15 protein-coding genes are annotated in these 13,657 nt (G+C 69.9%); 2 read left to right on the forward strand and 13 right to left on the reverse strand.

Going from position 1 to position 13,657, the window contains the following annotated elements:
• Nucleotides 1-15: 15 nt before the first annotated feature.
• The 13 genes from MRBLMI12_RS18325 to MRBLMI12_RS18385 all read right to left on the reverse strand — a co-directional run bounded on the left by MRBLMI12_RS18325 (nt 16) and on the right by MRBLMI12_RS18385 (nt 12,447).
• The gene (locus MRBLMI12_RS18325; RefSeq protein ID WP_363357687.1) at nt 16-870 is read right to left on the reverse strand and encodes a regulatory protein RecX; all 855 of its coding nucleotides are present in this window, start codon (nt 868-870) and stop codon (nt 16-18) included.
• Complete coding sequence (gene recA, locus MRBLMI12_RS18330; protein WP_363357688.1) at nt 870-1,925, reverse strand: recombinase RecA; 1,056 nt, start codon at nt 1,923-1,925, stop codon at nt 870-872. Before recA ends, MRBLMI12_RS18325 begins: the two co-directional genes overlap by 1 nt.
• 258 nt (nt 1,926-2,183) lie before the next feature.
• A complete protein-coding gene (locus MRBLMI12_RS18335; protein ID WP_349427062.1) occupies nt 2,184-2,408 on the reverse strand; it encodes a DUF3046 domain-containing protein in 225 nt (74 codons plus the stop codon).
• Nucleotides 2,409-2,453: 45 nt separating this feature from the next.
• A complete protein-coding gene (locus MRBLMI12_RS18340) occupies nt 2,454-2,762 on the reverse strand; it encodes a helix-turn-helix transcriptional regulator (protein ID WP_308869790.1) in 309 nt (102 codons plus the stop codon).
• A 168-nt stretch (nt 2,763-2,930) separates the two neighbouring features.
• Nucleotides 2,931-3,392 carry a CinA family protein gene (locus MRBLMI12_RS18345; RefSeq protein WP_349429117.1) on the reverse strand — a complete coding sequence of 154 codons (462 nt, stop codon included), beginning with the start codon at nt 3,390-3,392 and terminating at the stop codon, nt 2,931-2,933.
• Nucleotides 3,393-3,445: 53 nt separating this feature from the next.
• Nucleotides 3,446-4,018, reverse strand: coding sequence for a CDP-diacylglycerol--glycerol-3-phosphate 3-phosphatidyltransferase (pgsA, locus tag MRBLMI12_RS18350; RefSeq protein ID WP_363357689.1), 573 nt, complete (start codon nt 4,016-4,018; stop codon nt 3,446-3,448).
• Between the two features lie 68 nt (nt 4,019-4,086).
• The gene (locus MRBLMI12_RS18355; RefSeq protein WP_363357690.1) at nt 4,087-6,831 is read right to left on the reverse strand and encodes an FtsK/SpoIIIE family DNA translocase; all 2,745 of its coding nucleotides are present in this window, start codon (nt 6,829-6,831) and stop codon (nt 4,087-4,089) included.
• 110 nt (nt 6,832-6,941) lie between these two features.
• On the reverse strand, nt 6,942-7,436 hold the full coding sequence (locus tag MRBLMI12_RS18360; RefSeq protein WP_363357691.1) for a GNAT family N-acetyltransferase: 495 nt from the start codon (nt 7,434-7,436) through the stop codon (nt 6,942-6,944).
• Nucleotides 7,437-7,553: 117 nt separating this feature from the next.
• Complete coding sequence (locus MRBLMI12_RS18365; RefSeq protein ID WP_363357692.1) at nt 7,554-9,230, reverse strand: ribonuclease J; 1,677 nt, start codon at nt 9,228-9,230, stop codon at nt 7,554-7,556.
• Between the two features lie 72 nt (nt 9,231-9,302).
• Complete coding sequence (gene dapA, locus MRBLMI12_RS18370; RefSeq protein WP_363357693.1) at nt 9,303-10,280, reverse strand: 4-hydroxy-tetrahydrodipicolinate synthase; 978 nt, start codon at nt 10,278-10,280, stop codon at nt 9,303-9,305.
• A 52-nt stretch (nt 10,281-10,332) separates the two neighbouring features.
• The gene (locus MRBLMI12_RS18375; protein ID WP_349427056.1) at nt 10,333-11,097 is read right to left on the reverse strand and encodes an SDR family NAD(P)-dependent oxidoreductase; all 765 of its coding nucleotides are present in this window, start codon (nt 11,095-11,097) and stop codon (nt 10,333-10,335) included.
• Between the two features lie 10 nt (nt 11,098-11,107).
• Nucleotides 11,108-11,641, reverse strand: a complete 534-nt coding sequence (locus MRBLMI12_RS18380) for a dihydrofolate reductase (RefSeq protein WP_363357694.1) — start codon at nt 11,639-11,641, stop codon at nt 11,108-11,110.
• Entirely contained in the window at nt 11,638-12,447 is an 810-nt protein-coding gene (locus MRBLMI12_RS18385) for a thymidylate synthase (protein ID WP_363357695.1), read from the reverse strand. The genes MRBLMI12_RS18380 and MRBLMI12_RS18385 overlap by 4 nt, the downstream gene beginning before the upstream one ends.
• A 141-nt stretch (nt 12,448-12,588) precedes the next feature.
• Here MRBLMI12_RS18385 and MRBLMI12_RS18390 point away from each other — a divergent pair, with 141 nt between their 5' ends.
• Both MRBLMI12_RS18390 and MRBLMI12_RS18395 read left to right on the forward strand, forming a co-directional pair.
• Nucleotides 12,589-13,026 carry a TlpA family protein disulfide reductase gene (locus MRBLMI12_RS18390; protein WP_349427053.1) on the forward strand — a complete coding sequence of 146 codons (438 nt, stop codon included), beginning with the start codon at nt 12,589-12,591 and terminating at the stop codon, nt 13,024-13,026.
• Complete coding sequence (locus tag MRBLMI12_RS18395; protein WP_363357696.1) at nt 13,019-13,630, forward strand: DUF4395 domain-containing protein; 612 nt, start codon at nt 13,019-13,021, stop codon at nt 13,628-13,630. The genes MRBLMI12_RS18390 and MRBLMI12_RS18395 overlap by 8 nt, the downstream gene beginning before the upstream one ends.
• Nucleotides 13,631-13,657: the final 27 nt, after the last annotated feature.

Consider the following 13,657-nt stretch of genomic DNA (forward strand, 5'->3'; position numbering starts at 1 on the left):
TGCGCCGGCGCCCGCTCAGCGCTCTTCGAACCGCACGCGGCCGGCGGGACGCGTCGTCTCTTCCAGCGCCGTCCGCGCGGCGTTCAACGCCAGGGAGCCGCCGTATCCGCGCCGTGCGAGCTGTCCTGCCAGGCGACGCAGTGCGACGTCGCGTTCGAGCCCACGCAGCGATCCGGCCTTCGTCCGCGCGAACTCGAGTGCGCGCTCGGCGTCGTCGTCGGGAAGCTCCGCGAGCGCGGCGTCTGCCACGTCGCGAGGCACGCCTCGTTTGGCGAGGCTCTGGGCGATGACCTGGCGCCCCTGCCCCTTGCGGTCGACTCCGGCGTGCACGACCTGCTCGGCGAGGCGTGCGTCGTCGAGGTAGCCGCGCTCGAGGAAGGCGTCGAGGATCGCACCGACGGCGTCGCCGTCGAGGTCGTACTGGCCGAGGTACGTCTTCGCCTCGGACACCGACAGCTGCCTGCCGCGAAGCTTCTTCACGAGACCGCGCTCGGCAGTCGCCGCCGCGTCGGCGTCGCCATCCAATGGTTCGCGGGATCTGCTGTGACCACGCGAGCGCGTCCTGTCCGCACGCTCTGCGGCCAGGTCGATGGGAGGGGCATCCTCCCCCGCCGTCGGCGGGGCATCCTGGGGCTCGGCTCGCTCCTGGACACCCTCCGAGGTCGGATCGCTCCTCGCCGCAGCTGCCGCGCCGGGGAAGGGCGAATCGTCGACAGGCGTGTGAAGGCGATCCTCGAGCGCCTGCTGCACCTCGGCAGCGGTCTTCGGGAACGCACGTGCTCCCCCGCCGCCGAAGAGCGGGGTCACGGGTGCGAGTCCGTCGTCGGTCTCGACGTCGGACTCGTCCCCGCTGTCGACGAATCGGACCATCAGGCCGGCCGGCGCGCTGCGAGCTCGTCCTCGACCGAGCCCTCGACGGCACCCTTGGGGACGCCGATGCCGAGCTTCGTCTTGATCTTCGACTCGATCTCGGCCGCGACGTCCGCGTTCTTGATGAGGAAGTTGCGGGCATTCTCCTTGCCCTGGCCGAGCTGCTCGCCTTCGTAGGTGTACCAGGCGCCGGACTTCTTGACGATGCCGTGCTCCACACCGAAGTCGATGAGGCTGCCCTCGCGCGAGATGCCGACGCCGTACAGGATGTCGAACTCGGCCTGCTTGAACGGCGGCGCCATCTTGTTCTTGACCACCTTGACGCGCGTGCGGTTTCCGACCGCCTCGGTGCCGTCCTTCAGGGTCTCGATGCGACGGATGTCGAGACGCACCGATGCGTAGAACTTCAGCGCCTTGCCGCCCGCGGTGGTCTCGGGCGAGCCGAAGAACACGCCGATCTTCTCGCGCAGCTGGTTGATGAAGATCATCGTGGTGTTGGTCTGGTTGAGACCACCGGTGAGCTTGCGGAGCGCCTGCGACATGAGGCGCGCCTGCAGACCCACGTGCGAGTCGCCCATCTCACCCTCGATCTCGGCCTTGGGCACGAGCGCCGCGACCGAGTCGATCACGATGAGGTCGATGGCGCCGGAACGCACCAGCATGTCGGCGATCTCGAGCGCCTGCTCACCGGTGTCGGGCTGCGACACGAGCAGCGCGTCGATGTCGACGCCCAGCTTCTGCGCGTAGTCGGGGTCGAGGGCGTGCTCCGCGTCGATGAACGCGGCGATGCCTCCCGCGCGCTGTGCATTGGCGATCGCGTGCAGGGTGAGCGTCGTCTTACCCGACGACTCCGGGCCGTAGATCTCGATGATGCGGCCGCGCGGGAGCCCGCCGATGCCGAGGGCGACATCGAGGGCGATCGAGCCGGTGGGCACGACCTCGACGGGAGCGCGCTCGTCGCTGCCGAGGCGCATCACCGAGCCTTTCCCGAACTGCCGGTCGATCTGGGCGAGGGCCGATTCCAGGGCCTTCTCGCGGTCAACGGGTGATGGCATGACGTGCTCCTCTATGCTCGCGTTCCGTCGCCTGTAGGCTGTCGCGCTCCGGCCCGGTGGGACGGATGCTGCGACAAGGCGTGAGGTGTCGTTCGACGCTGTTCACGTTAGGGAGGGGCTCCGACATCCGTCTTCGCTCCGTCCGCGTCCGTGGAAAACACGCTCTCGACACCTGCTGTGCAGGAGCCTACGCCGTAATCGAACACTTATTCGATGACACGCCGCAGAGCGGCCCGGCCGAGAAGGGGGCGGAGCGGGTCAGCGACGACGCGGCTCGAGGCGGCCGACGCCGTAGCGGCGTTCGGCGGGAACGTCGAGCTCGTCGCACAGCGCGAGCCAGACTTCGCGCGGGTCGACGCCCGCCGCGATCGCCTGCGCGGCGGTGCGTCCGCCGACCTTCGACAGGAAGAGATCGGTCACGACGACGCCGGCACGCGCGCCGAATTCGTCCGCGACCGCGCGGTCGAACTCACTGCGGCGCATGGCGATCGTCGGTCCCTGAGGTCGGTTGCAGGCGAGGAGGCCGGATCAGCGCAGGGAGAGCTCGGCGTCGACCGAGGCGACCAGGTCGTCGGGGACCACGTCGGGGAACGTCTGGATTCCCTCGAGCACCGAGATGCGATCGCCGACTTCGCGCATGATCGTCGAGATGGGGACGTCCAGAGCCTCGGCCACGGAGGCGAGGATCTCGCTCGAGGCCTCCTTCTGGCCGCGCTCGACCTCGCTCAGATAGCCCAGCGCGACACTCGCGCGACTGGCGACCTGGCGGAGGGTGCGCCCCTTCTGCTGGCGGAAATCACGAAGCACTTCACCGATTTCTTGACGTACCAGGATCATCAGGGCCCCTCCTCACTTCTGATTCCACCGTCTTCCGGGTGCCCAACAGTACAGCACCGGATGATGCCAATCTAATCCCGACAACTGGGCAATGGGTGGGAATCACCGAATGTAACCGAGACGAAACACCTTCTGTTCCCGGAGCCGGAGCGACGGATCCCGGATGCCTCAGACCACGGTGAGCGCGAGCTCGAGCACCCGGTGCACGGCCTGCGTGCGGATCTCGTCGCGCGATCCGGACAGTGCGAGGGACGATACGACGACCCTCTCGGGCGTCGCGACGGCGACGTGGACGGTGCCGACCGGCCGGCCGTCCTGCGGATCAGGACCGGCGACACCGGTGGTCGCGAGGCCGACGTCGGCGCGCAGAGCGCGTCGCACGCCCTGCGCCATCTGCGCGGCGACATCGGGATCCACCGGTCCCCGCTCGGCCAGCAGTGCGGCATCGACGCCGAGCTGACTGGCCTTGACGTCTGTGGCGTAGGCGACGATCCCTCCGCGCACGTGCGCGGAGGCGCCCGGCACATCGACGAGCGAGGCCGTGACGCGCCCGCCCGTCAGCGACTCGGCCGCCGCGATCGACCAGCCTCGTCCGGCCAGCCGACCCAGCAGCGCAGCAGCATGAGGAATTCCCGGTGGCGCCGCCTCGCGCCCGCTCGCCGGCCGGCCGGCTGCGGTGTCCGTCACGCACCGCTCCGCTTGGCGCGCGCAGCCCGCATCTCCGTGACGATGTAGTCGATGCCGCTGGCGATCGTGAGGACCACAGCGATCGTCATGAGCGCGCCGTTGACCCAGAAGATCCAGTCGCCGACGAGCGTCCACAGCGGTAGGAGCGCGAGCGACAGGGCGACGCCCTGGGCGAGAGTCTTGAGCTTGCCCATCCAGGCGGCCGCGAGCACGTGGTCGCTCACCACCATGAAGCGATAGACCGTGATGCCGATCTCGCGGATCAGGACGACGATCGTGATCCACCACGGAAGCTCGCCGAGGATCGACAGGCCGATGAACGCGAATCCGGTGAGCACCTTGTCGGCGATGGGATCGAGGAGCTTGCCGAGATCGGTCACGATGTCGTGCTTGCGCGCGAGGTAGCCGTCGATCCCGTCGGTCGCGATCGCCACGATAAACAGCGCAGCGGCCCACCAGCGCAGCGCCCCGTCCGCTCCCCCGTCGGCGAGGAGCATCCACAGGAAGACCGGCGCGCACAGGATGCGCACGATCGTGATCGCGTTGGGCAGCTGCCGGGGGATCGCCATGGCCCGAGCCTATCGGCGCCCACGGCACGGGCGAGCCCACCCGAGCGCGGCCGATGGATCGCGGCCGCTCAGTCGCGGCCGGTGAGCCCCCACGCGTCCTCGGAGCCGTCTTCGCCCTCGACCACGGGGTAGCCGTCGTACTGGGAGCCCACGGCATCCGTTCCGTACCGATCGTCCGCGGGTGCAGCGGGAGGAGCGGCGGGCGCTGCCGGCGCCGCGGCGGGCACATCGTCGCCGCGCATGCGCGCGAGCACCGACGGCAGCTGCTCGACGGTCACGAGCACGTCCCGGGCCTTCGATCCCTCGGAAGGGCCGACGACCTCGCGCGATTCGAGGAGGTCCATGAGACGTCCGGCCTTCGCGAAGCCGACGCGCAGCTTGCGCTGGAGCATCGACGTCGACCCGAACTGGCTCGACACCACCAGCTCGGCGGCCGCCAGCAGGAGCTCGAGATCGTCGCCGATGTCGGCGTCGATCTCCTTCTTCTCGGCCACGGCAGCCACGTCGGCGCGGTACTCGGGACGCGCCTGGTTCGTCACGTGCTTGACGACCGACTCGATCTCCTTCTCGCTCACCCACGCGCCCTGCACGCGGATCGCCTTCGAGGCGCCCATCGGCAGGAACAGGCCGTCTCCCTGGCCGATCAGGCGGTCGGCGCCGGGCTGGTCGAGGATCACGCGGGAGTCGGTGACACTGGTCACCGCGAACGCGAGCCGCGAGGGCACGTTGGCCTTGATGAGACCCGTGACGACGTCGACCGACGGTCGCTGCGTCGCGAGGACGAGATGGATGCCGCTGGCCCGGGCGAGCTGGGTGATGCGGACGATCGAGTCCTCGACGTCGCGCGGGGCCACCATCATCAGGTCGGCGAGCTCGTCGACCACCACGAGGAGGTACGGGTACGGCTTCAGCACGCGCTCGCTGCCCGGCGGAAGGGTGATCTCGCCGGCCACGACGGCCTTGTTGAAGTCGTCGATGTGGCGGAAGCCGAAGGAGGCGAGGTCGTCGTACCTCATGTCCATCTCCTTCACGACCCACTGCAGCGCCTCGGCGGCCTTCTTGGGGTTCGTGATGATGGGGGTGATGAGGTGCGGCACACCGGCGTACGACGTGAGCTCGACCCGCTTGGGGTCGATGAGCACCATGCGCACATCGGCGGGCTTGGCGCGCATCAGGAGGCTCGTGATCATCGAGTTGACGAAGCTCGACTTTCCGGAACCGGTCGAGCCGGCCACCAGGAGGTGCGGCATCTTGGCGAGGTTGGCCACCACGTAGCCGCCGCCGACGTCCTTGCCCACGCCGATCGTCATGGGATGCGTCTGGTTGGTGGCGGTGGTCGAGCGGAGCACGTCGCCGAGCGTCACGATCTCGCGGTCGATGTTCGGAATCTCGACGCCGATCGCGCTCTTGCCGGGGATCGGCGCGAGGATGCGCACCTCGTTCGAGGCGACCGCGTACGCGATGTTGTTGGTGAGGGCGGTGATGCGCTCGACCTTGACACCCGGGCCGAGCGCGATCTCGTACTGCGTCACTGTCGGACCCCGCGAGAAGCCCGTCACCCGCGCATCGACCGAGAACTGGTCGAGCACACTGGTGATCGCGCGCACCGTGTCGTCGTTCGCCTGCGAGCGTGCCACGTGCGGCGAGCCCGCCGCCAGCGCGTTGACGGACGGCAGCCGGTAGGGCGCCGAGGGCGAGTCGACCGCGGTGCTCGAGCCGATGCCGTCGAGGCCGGGAAGGGTCCCGTCGTCCTCGATGACCTGTGCGTCGTCGCGCAGCGACGTGCGCGACGAGGTGGCCGCCTTGGCCGCCGACAGCACGGCGGGATCGATGACCTCGGTGAGCGCGTCCGCAGCCGGCGCGGGCGGCGGTGTGACAGGCGGCACGATGGCCTGCTCGAATCCGCCCTGCGCCGAGCCCGCCGGCAGCAGCTCGGTGAGGTCCTGGGATCCGAGCCCGCCCTCAGGGTCCTTCTCCCGGCCTGTCTTGTTGCGACGCCAGAACGGGATCGACGGATCGCCCTCGTCTTCCCGGGCGGCGTCGGCGGCGGCATCCGTCGCCTTCTCCTCCCGCGGCTCGGCGCCGAACATCCACGCGTACAGCTCGCCGAGACGGCGTCCGATGCGGTTCGGCGGCGTCTTGGTGATGATCAGGACGCTGAGGACTGCCAGGAGCGACAGGACGATGTACGCGCCGACGTCGGTCAGCACGATGGCGAGCGGCTCGCCCAGCATCCATCCGAACAGCCCGCCCGCCGCGCTCAGCGCGGGAAGGTACTCGCTCGGCTGAGGGCGACCCCCGGCGACATGGCAGAAACCGGCGATCGTAACCAGCAGCAGCCCGAAGCCGATGCCGACGCGGCCGTTGTCGTGCACCGACGAGGGATGCCGGAACATCCAGCCCGCGAGCATCAGCAGGAGCACCGGCAGCACGAAGGCCTCACGGCCGATGAGTGCGCCTACCGAGTAGGCGCTGATCGTCTTCGCGACCTCGCTGCCGATGAAGAACCACTCGTTGACGGCGCCGGCGACCGCCAGCAGCACCAGCAGGAACGGGAAGCCGTCGCGGCGCTGGTCCTTCTCGAGCGTCTCGGGGCCGAAAGCACGGAACAGGCCGCCGGTCGCGTGGGCGAGGCCGAGCCAGGCCCGCACGACGACGGGGGGCCGCTCAGGCTGATCGACGTAGCGCTTGGGCGCGGGGGCCGGCTTGGCGGCTGCGGGCTTGCGAGCCGTCGACGACGCGTTCGAACGCGCGCTCGTCGACGCGCTCGAAGACGCGCGCGAACCCTTGGTCGGGCTTGAGCTCCTGGCCATCCCTCCACGCTACGGCGGCGGCCCGACATTTCCGCGCAACCACGCCGCCCGGCCATCGACGCGCGGCGTCGTGGACAGCTGCCGAATCGCGCCGCGGGCGCCCCGCAGGATCAGCGCAGCCGCTTCACCATCGTGTCGCGACCCGAGCCGCTCTGCGTCACGGCGAAGCCCTCGCTGCGGTACAGCGTCGACGCGAAATTGCCGCGCTCGACGCTCAGGCTGATGCGCGCGAAGCCCTGGGCGCCCGCGTGCTCGCACAGCCGCTGCAGCAGGGCCCGCCCGACGCCGTGGGCCCGAAAGATCGGGCGGACGCCGATGATCAGTTCCGGGACACCCGTTCCGACGTACCCGAACCCCGGATCGCTGCGGGGAAGCATCCGATACCACGCGGCGCCCACGGGCTCGCCGTTCAGATCCTCCGCCACGAAGCCGGCGTCGCCCGGGCGCATCCAACCGGAGACGTAGCGCCGGTGATCCGCCCCGCTCATGACCTCGTGCCGCGGCCGTGCGCCGCCCTGCCGCCAGTTCGCCGCCTCGACGACCATGTCGCCCAGGAACACGCCGTCTGCCGACACGGCGGGACGGATGCGGAACGAAGAGGCCACGAGGGCGATGCTACGGCGCGCACGTTACGACGCGATAACGGGCGCTGACCGATCGACGCATCGCCTTCCGACGCGCGCAGAGCGCAGCCCCGGAACACCCGGTCCTGAGCGAGGGGGCTACGCCTCGATCACGAGCGGCACGATCATCGGCCGGCGACGCAGCGACTGGTTCACCCAGCGGCCGATCGTACGGCGCACGATCTGCGACAGCGCGTGCGGATCGCGGACGCCCGACTTGGCGGCCTCGGCGAGCGCGGCGGCGATCTTGGGCTTGACGTCCTCGAAGACGGCGTCGTCCTCGGCGAAGCCGCGGGCGTGCACCTCCGGTCCCGAGATCACGTTGCCGGTCGAGGCATCGACGACCACGATCACCGAGATGAAGCCCTCTTCGCCGAGGATCCGGCGATCCTTGAGGTCGGCATCCGTGATCTCGCCCACGGTCGATCCGTCCACGTAGACGAAGCCCAGGTCGAGCTGGCCGACCATGCGCGCGTCGCCGTCCTTGAGATCGATGACGGTGCCGTTCTCGGCGAGGAATGTGCGCTCGGCCGCGATCCCGGTGTCCTGCGCGAGGCGGGCGTTCGCCATCAGGTGGCGGTACTCGCCGTGCACCGGCAGCACGTTCTTCGGCTTCAGGATGTTGTAGCAGTACAGCAGCTCGCCGGCGGCTGCGTGGCCCGAGACGTGCACCTTGGCGTTGCCCTTGTGCACGACGGTCGCCCCGAGCTTGGTGAGCCCGTCGATGACGCGGTACACGGCGTTCTCGTTGCCCGGGATGAGGCTCGACGCGAGGATCACGGTGTCGCCGGGCCCGGGCTCGATCGCGTGGTCGAGGTTCGCCATGCGGCTGAGCACGGCCATCGGCTCTCCCTGCGAGCCGGTCGACATGTAGACGATCTGGTCCTCGGGGAGGTCACGCGCCTTCTTGTAGTCGATCAGCACACCCTCGGGCACGTGGAGGTAGCCGAGGTCTTCGGCGATGGTCATGTTGCGCAGCATGCTGCGGCCGAGGAGCGCCACGCGGCGGCCGTGGGCGGCCGCGGCGTCGAGCACCTGCTGGACGCGGTGCACGTGGCTCGAGAAGCTCGCCACGATCACCCGCCGCGGAGCCTTGCCGATGACCTGATCCAGCACGGGTCCGATCGAGCGCTCCAGAGGGGTGAACCCCGGCACGTCCGCGTTCGTGGAGTCGACGAGGAACAGATCCACGCCCTCCTCCCCCAGCCGCGCGAACGCCCGCAGGTCGGTGAGGCGCCCGTCGAGCGGAAGCTGGTCCATCTTGAAGTCGCCGGTCGCGAGCACGGTGCCCGCCGGTGTCCGGATGGCGACAGCCAGCGCGTCGGGGATCGAGTGGTTCACCGCGATGAACTCGAGCTCGAACGGGCCGAGGTGCTCTCGCTGGCCCTCGGCCACCGTGAGGCTGTACGGCCGGATGCGGTGCTCCTTGAGCTTCGCCTCGGTGAGCGCGAGGGTCAGGCCGGAGCCGACGATCGGGATGTCGCTCTTGAGCTTCAGCAGGTACGGCACCGCGCCGATGTGGTCCTCGTGGCCGTGGGTGAGCACGACGCCGACGATGTCGTCGAGGCGCCCCTTGATCGGTTCGAAGTCCGGCAGGATCAGGTCGACGCCGGGCTGGTGCTCCTCGGGGAACAGGACGCCGCAGTCCACGACCAGCAGCTTGCCGCCGTATTCGAAGACGGTCATGTTGCGGCCGACCTCGCCCAAGCCGCCGAGGGGGACGACCCGGAGGGTTCCGGCTGCGAGCTCGGGCGGGTCGTACGGGGTGGTGGGCATTGTGAAGCCTCCTCCGGATGCACGGCATCCGTTCATCAGCGTGCCATCGCCCGATCGGCGACGGCACGGTCGTCATCTCGTGGTGCCTGAGACCTTCGGCAGGGCACCGCCGGCGGCGGCGTTGCGGTCGGGGCGGAAGTTGGAGAAGTCCGCGCCGGGCACATCCGTGACGAGGGCGAGCTCGTCCTCGATCTTGGCGGCCTCCCACTCCTCGGGCCCCACGAGCGGCAGGCGCACGCGTGGGCTCCCGATGCGGCCGAGGCCGTGCAGGATGTACTTCGCCGAGACGGTGCCGGGAACGTGCGTCATCACCGCGCGCACGAGCGGCTCCAGCTGCATGTGGGCTGCGGTCGCGGTCTTCAGATCGCCGGCGTTCACGGCGTCGACGATGGCTCGGTACGGCGCGGGCGCGATGTTCGCGGTCACGCCGATGAGGCCCGTGGCGCCGATCGAGAGGTGCGGCAGCACGTTGGCGTCGTCGCCGGAGAAGTACATGAGGTCGGTCTGGTTGAGCACGCGGCTCACCTCGCTGAAGTCGCCCTTGGCGTCTTTGATGGCGAGGATGTTCGGGTGCTTGGCGAGGCGCAGGATCGTCTCGTATCTGATCGGCACCCCGGTCCGGCCCGGGATGTCGTACAGGATCACCGGCAGATCGGTGGCGTCGGCGACGAGCCGGAAGTGCGTGAGGATGCCCGCCTGCGTGGGCTTGTTGTAGTACGGCGTGACGATCATGATGGCGTCGGCGCCGACCTTCTCGCTGGCCTTGTAGAGCTCGATCGCGTGCGCGGTCTCGTTCGACCCGCCGCCCGTGATGATCTTCGCCCGGCCGGCCGCGACATCCTTTCCGACCTCCACGAGGCGGATCTTCTCCGCGTCGGTGAGGGTCGACGTCTCACCGGTGGTGCCGGTGACGACGATGCCGTCGGCGCCCGCGGTGATGACGTCGTCGATGTGCTTCTCGACAGCGGGCCAGTCGACTTCGCCGTCGGCCGTCATGGGGGTGACGAGCGCGACGAGCACCTGTCCGAAAGGGTTGCCCGTATGCGTCATGACTTCAGATTATCCGGATGCCGCGCCCGCCGCGCGCGGCCGGTCCCGGCGTCTAGCGCCCGCGCTCGCCGATGCGGGCCGCCAGCGAGGGCGGCGCGAAGCGTGCGAGGGCGACGAGCACCTTGTACCGGCGGGACGGGATCGACACCGCCCTGCCGCGGGCGGCGTCGCGCAGGGACTCCGCGACCACGTCCCGCGCGTCCAGCCACATCAGGTCGGACACCCCCTCCTCGCCCGGAGCGAGGCCGAGGCGCTCGTGGAAGCTCGTGTGCGTGTAGCCGGGGCACACTGCCGTCACCGTGACGCCCCGCGGCCCGTAGCGTCCGTTCGCCCAGCGGCTGAAGCTCACGAGCCAGCCCTTGCAGGCGCCGTACGTGGACCGCGGGATGAATGCCGCGACCGACGCGACGTTCACGATCCGTCCGTGGCCGCGGGCGAGCATCCCGCCCAGCGCGGCATGCGTCAGCCGCATCGGCACCTCGACGTGCAGGTGCAGGTGGCGGGCCTCGTCCTCGATGTCATTCGCCTCGAATGCCAGCGGCAGCCCGAACCCGGCATTGTTCACGAGGACCTCGATGGGCCGCGTCTCGTCGGCGACGCGCGCCTCGACCTTCTCGCGCTGGCGGGCCTTCAGCAGGTCGGCGGCGAGGATCTCGACCTCCACGCCGTACGTCGAGCGCAGGCCCACCGCGAGGCGCTCGAGCGCCTGCCTGTCGCGGGCGACGAGCACCAGGTCTGCGCCCTTCGCCGCCAGCTGCCTCGCGTACTCCGCGCCGAGCCCCGAGCTCGCACCGGTGATGAGCGCCGTCTTCGCCATGCGCGCCAGCTTATTGGGGCGGGCGAGCGGCGCGCTCATGCTCCGGCACCAGCCGCAGGAAGCGGTAGCGGATGCCGGTGCGCGAGGTGTGCCACCCCTCGGCCGGGTCGACCGATGTCGTCCGCCAGCCGCGCCGATCCGGTGCGTGGGTGTCGCCAGGCACCTCGAGATCGAGCTCCGTGACCTCCAGGAGATCGGCGAGATCGATCGCCTCGCGGAACAGCCGCCCACCGCCGATCACCCAGATCCGCTCCGGTCGGCCTTCGGCGGCCACGGCGAGAGCGGCCTCGAGCGAGCCGGCCCGCTCGGCGCCGGTGTCAGCCCACTCCTCCTGGCGGGTGATGACGATGTTGCGCCGGCCCGGCAACGGGCGGAATCGCGCCGGGAACGACTCCCACGTGCGGCGTCCCATGACGACCGGCGCACCGAGCGTGAGGGCTTTGAAGTGCGCCAGGTCTTCAGGGACGTGCCACGGCATGCCGCCTTGCGCGCCGATGACGCCGTCGTGCGCCTCGGCCCAGATGAGGCCGATCGAAGAGGTCATACCGCGACGGCGCCGCGGATCGCAGGGTGGTGCTGATAGTCCTCGAGCACGAAGTCGTCGTAGCGGTAGTCGAGGATCGAGGCGGGGGTGCGGGCGATGCGCAGCGTCGGGTACGGGTACGGCTCGCGGGTCAGCTGCTCGCGCACCTGCTCGAGGTGGTTGTCGTAGATGTGGCAGTCGCCGCCGGTCCAGACGAAGTCGCCGGGCTCGAGGCCCGCCTGCTGGGCCACCATGAGGGTCAGCAGCGCGTACGAGGCGATGTTGAAGGGAACACCGAGGAACAGGTCGGCGCTGCGCTGGTAGAGCTGACACGACAGCCTGCCGTCGGCCACATAGAACTGGAACAGCGCGTGGCAGGGTGCCAGAGCCATGTCGGGGATGTCGGCGGGATTCCATGCCGAGACGATCAGGCGCCGGGAGTCCGGGTTCGCACGGATCTGATCGAGCACGAGCGCGATCTGATCGATCTGCTCCCCGGACGGCGTCGGCCACGAACGCCACTGCACGCCGTAGACCGGGCCGAGCTCGCCGTCGGCATCCGCCCACTCGTCCCAGATGGTGACGCCGTTCTCCTGCAGCCAGGCCACATTCGACTCGCCGCGCAGGAACCACAGCAGTTCGTACGCGATCGACTTGAAGTGCACGCGCTTGGTGGTGATGAGGGGGAAGCCCTGGGAGAGGTCGAACCGGATCTGGCGTCCGAAGGCACTGGTGGTGCCGGTGCCGGTGCGGTCGTCCTTGTGCGTGCCGTTCTCGAGCACGTCTCGCAGCAGGTCCTCGTACGGGGTCGGGATCGGCGTCGTCACGGCTGCCACGATACCCGCGGCCCGCGCCGCGCGGGTCGGGGCCGCGCCGCGACGGGCTCACGCGACGGTCGTGTTACGGCGGAGGCGACATATCGGTGCATTCGGCCCGTACGCAGGCGAAAGGGGTTAGCCTGATCTGCTGTGACCCTGGTCGGAGCCCTCATCGCCCTCGCCGCCCTCCTCGCGGCGACCGTGGCGATCGGCGTGTTCGTGAAGTGGCGTCAGCCTCGAGCACGTCACAACGTCGCACACGAGGTCATCGAGCCCGCCCGGCTAGGCGCAGACGGGCTCGGCGAAGTCGCGACGCTCCTGCAGTTCAGCACCGAGATGTGCGCGCGCTGCCCCGGTGTGCATCGGACACTCGCCGACATCGCGGACGGCCATCCGGGAGTGCGGCACCTCGACGTCGATCTGACGCACCGCCCCGACATCGCCAAGCACTTCCACGTGCTGCAGACGCCGACGACGCTCGTGCTCGACCGCGACGGGGTCGTGCAGACGCGCTTCGGCGGCGCCCCGAGCCGCGACGTGCTCGAACTGGAGCTCAACCGGCTGATCTCCGAGGACGCGAATGTCTGAGCGAACGGATGCCGCCGCCGGACGGCGATCGCAGCGCGGCATCGACCCGCGCGGTCCGCGTTTCGTCGCGGGCATCACCGCGTTGCTGCTGCTGATCGACGTCTTCCTCGGGCTGACGGGACTGTCGACGGCGCAGCTCGGCGACACCCTCCCCTTCGGCTTCGTCGGGTCCGTCGACTTCGCCTTCGTCGCGGGACATCCTGCCTGGCTCATCACGTTCGCGTCTCCGGCGCAGCGATTCCTGGACCCGGCGTTCCTCCTCCTGCTCGTGATCGCCCTGCTGTTCCTCTGGGGAGTCCTCTCACCCCGCACTGCGCCCTGGGGCGCGCTGTACCGCACCGTCGTCGCGCCGCGCCTGGCGCCTCCGACGGAACTCGAGGACCCGCGCCCGCCGCGCTTCGCACAGGGCGTCGGTCTGTTCGTGTCGGTCATCGGGCTCGCGCTGCACCTGCTCGGCGTGCCGTGGGCTCTCACCATCGCCGCCGCGGCCGCCTTCGTCGCCGCTTTCCTCAACGCCGTCTTCGGACTGTGCCTGGGCTGCCAGCTGTATCTGCTGCTGCAGCGCGCCGGAATCGTCGGTCGCGCCCGCCCGGCCTCGGCCTGACGAGACGCCGTCGCGGCCGAACCGTCG

It is taken from the genome of Microbacterium sp. LMI12-1-1.1, assembly GCF_040676455.1.
GTDB lineage: Bacteria > Actinomycetota > Actinomycetes > Actinomycetales > Microbacteriaceae > Microbacterium.

What these genes read in the sequence shown, in the direction of transcription:
- MRBLMI12_RS18395 (WP_363357696.1), top strand. Translation starts at nt 13,019, where the DNA reads ATGTCTGAGCGAACGGATGCCGCCGCCGGACGGCGATCGCAGCGCGGC.
- recA (WP_363357688.1), bottom strand. Translation starts at nt 1,925, where the DNA reads ATGCCATCACCCGTTGACCGCGAGAAGGCCCTGGAATCGGCCCTCGCC.
- dapA (WP_363357693.1), bottom strand. Translation starts at nt 10,280, where the DNA reads ATGACGCATACGGGCAACCCTTTCGGACAGGTGCTCGTCGCGCTCGTC.
- MRBLMI12_RS18325 (WP_363357687.1), bottom strand. Translation starts at nt 870, where the DNA reads ATGGTCCGATTCGTCGACAGCGGGGACGAGTCCGACGTCGAGACCGAC.
- MRBLMI12_RS18365 (WP_363357692.1), bottom strand. Translation starts at nt 9,230, where the DNA reads ATGCCCACCACCCCGTACGACCCGCCCGAGCTCGCAGCCGGAACCCTC.
- MRBLMI12_RS18340 (WP_308869790.1), bottom strand. Translation starts at nt 2,762, where the DNA reads ATGATCCTGGTACGTCAAGAAATCGGTGAAGTGCTTCGTGATTTCCGC.
- MRBLMI12_RS18380 (WP_363357694.1), bottom strand. Translation starts at nt 11,641, where the DNA reads ATGACCTCTTCGATCGGCCTCATCTGGGCCGAGGCGCACGACGGCGTC.
- MRBLMI12_RS18375 (WP_349427056.1), bottom strand. Translation starts at nt 11,097, where the DNA reads ATGGCGAAGACGGCGCTCATCACCGGTGCGAGCTCGGGGCTCGGCGCG.
- MRBLMI12_RS18335 (WP_349427062.1), bottom strand. Translation starts at nt 2,408, where the DNA reads ATGCGCCGCAGTGAGTTCGACCGCGCGGTCGCGGACGAATTCGGCGCG.
- MRBLMI12_RS18355 (WP_363357690.1), bottom strand. Translation starts at nt 6,831, where the DNA reads ATGGCCAGGAGCTCAAGCCCGACCAAGGGTTCGCGCGCGTCTTCGAGC.
- pgsA (WP_363357689.1), bottom strand. Translation starts at nt 4,018, where the DNA reads ATGGCGATCCCCCGGCAGCTGCCCAACGCGATCACGATCGTGCGCATC.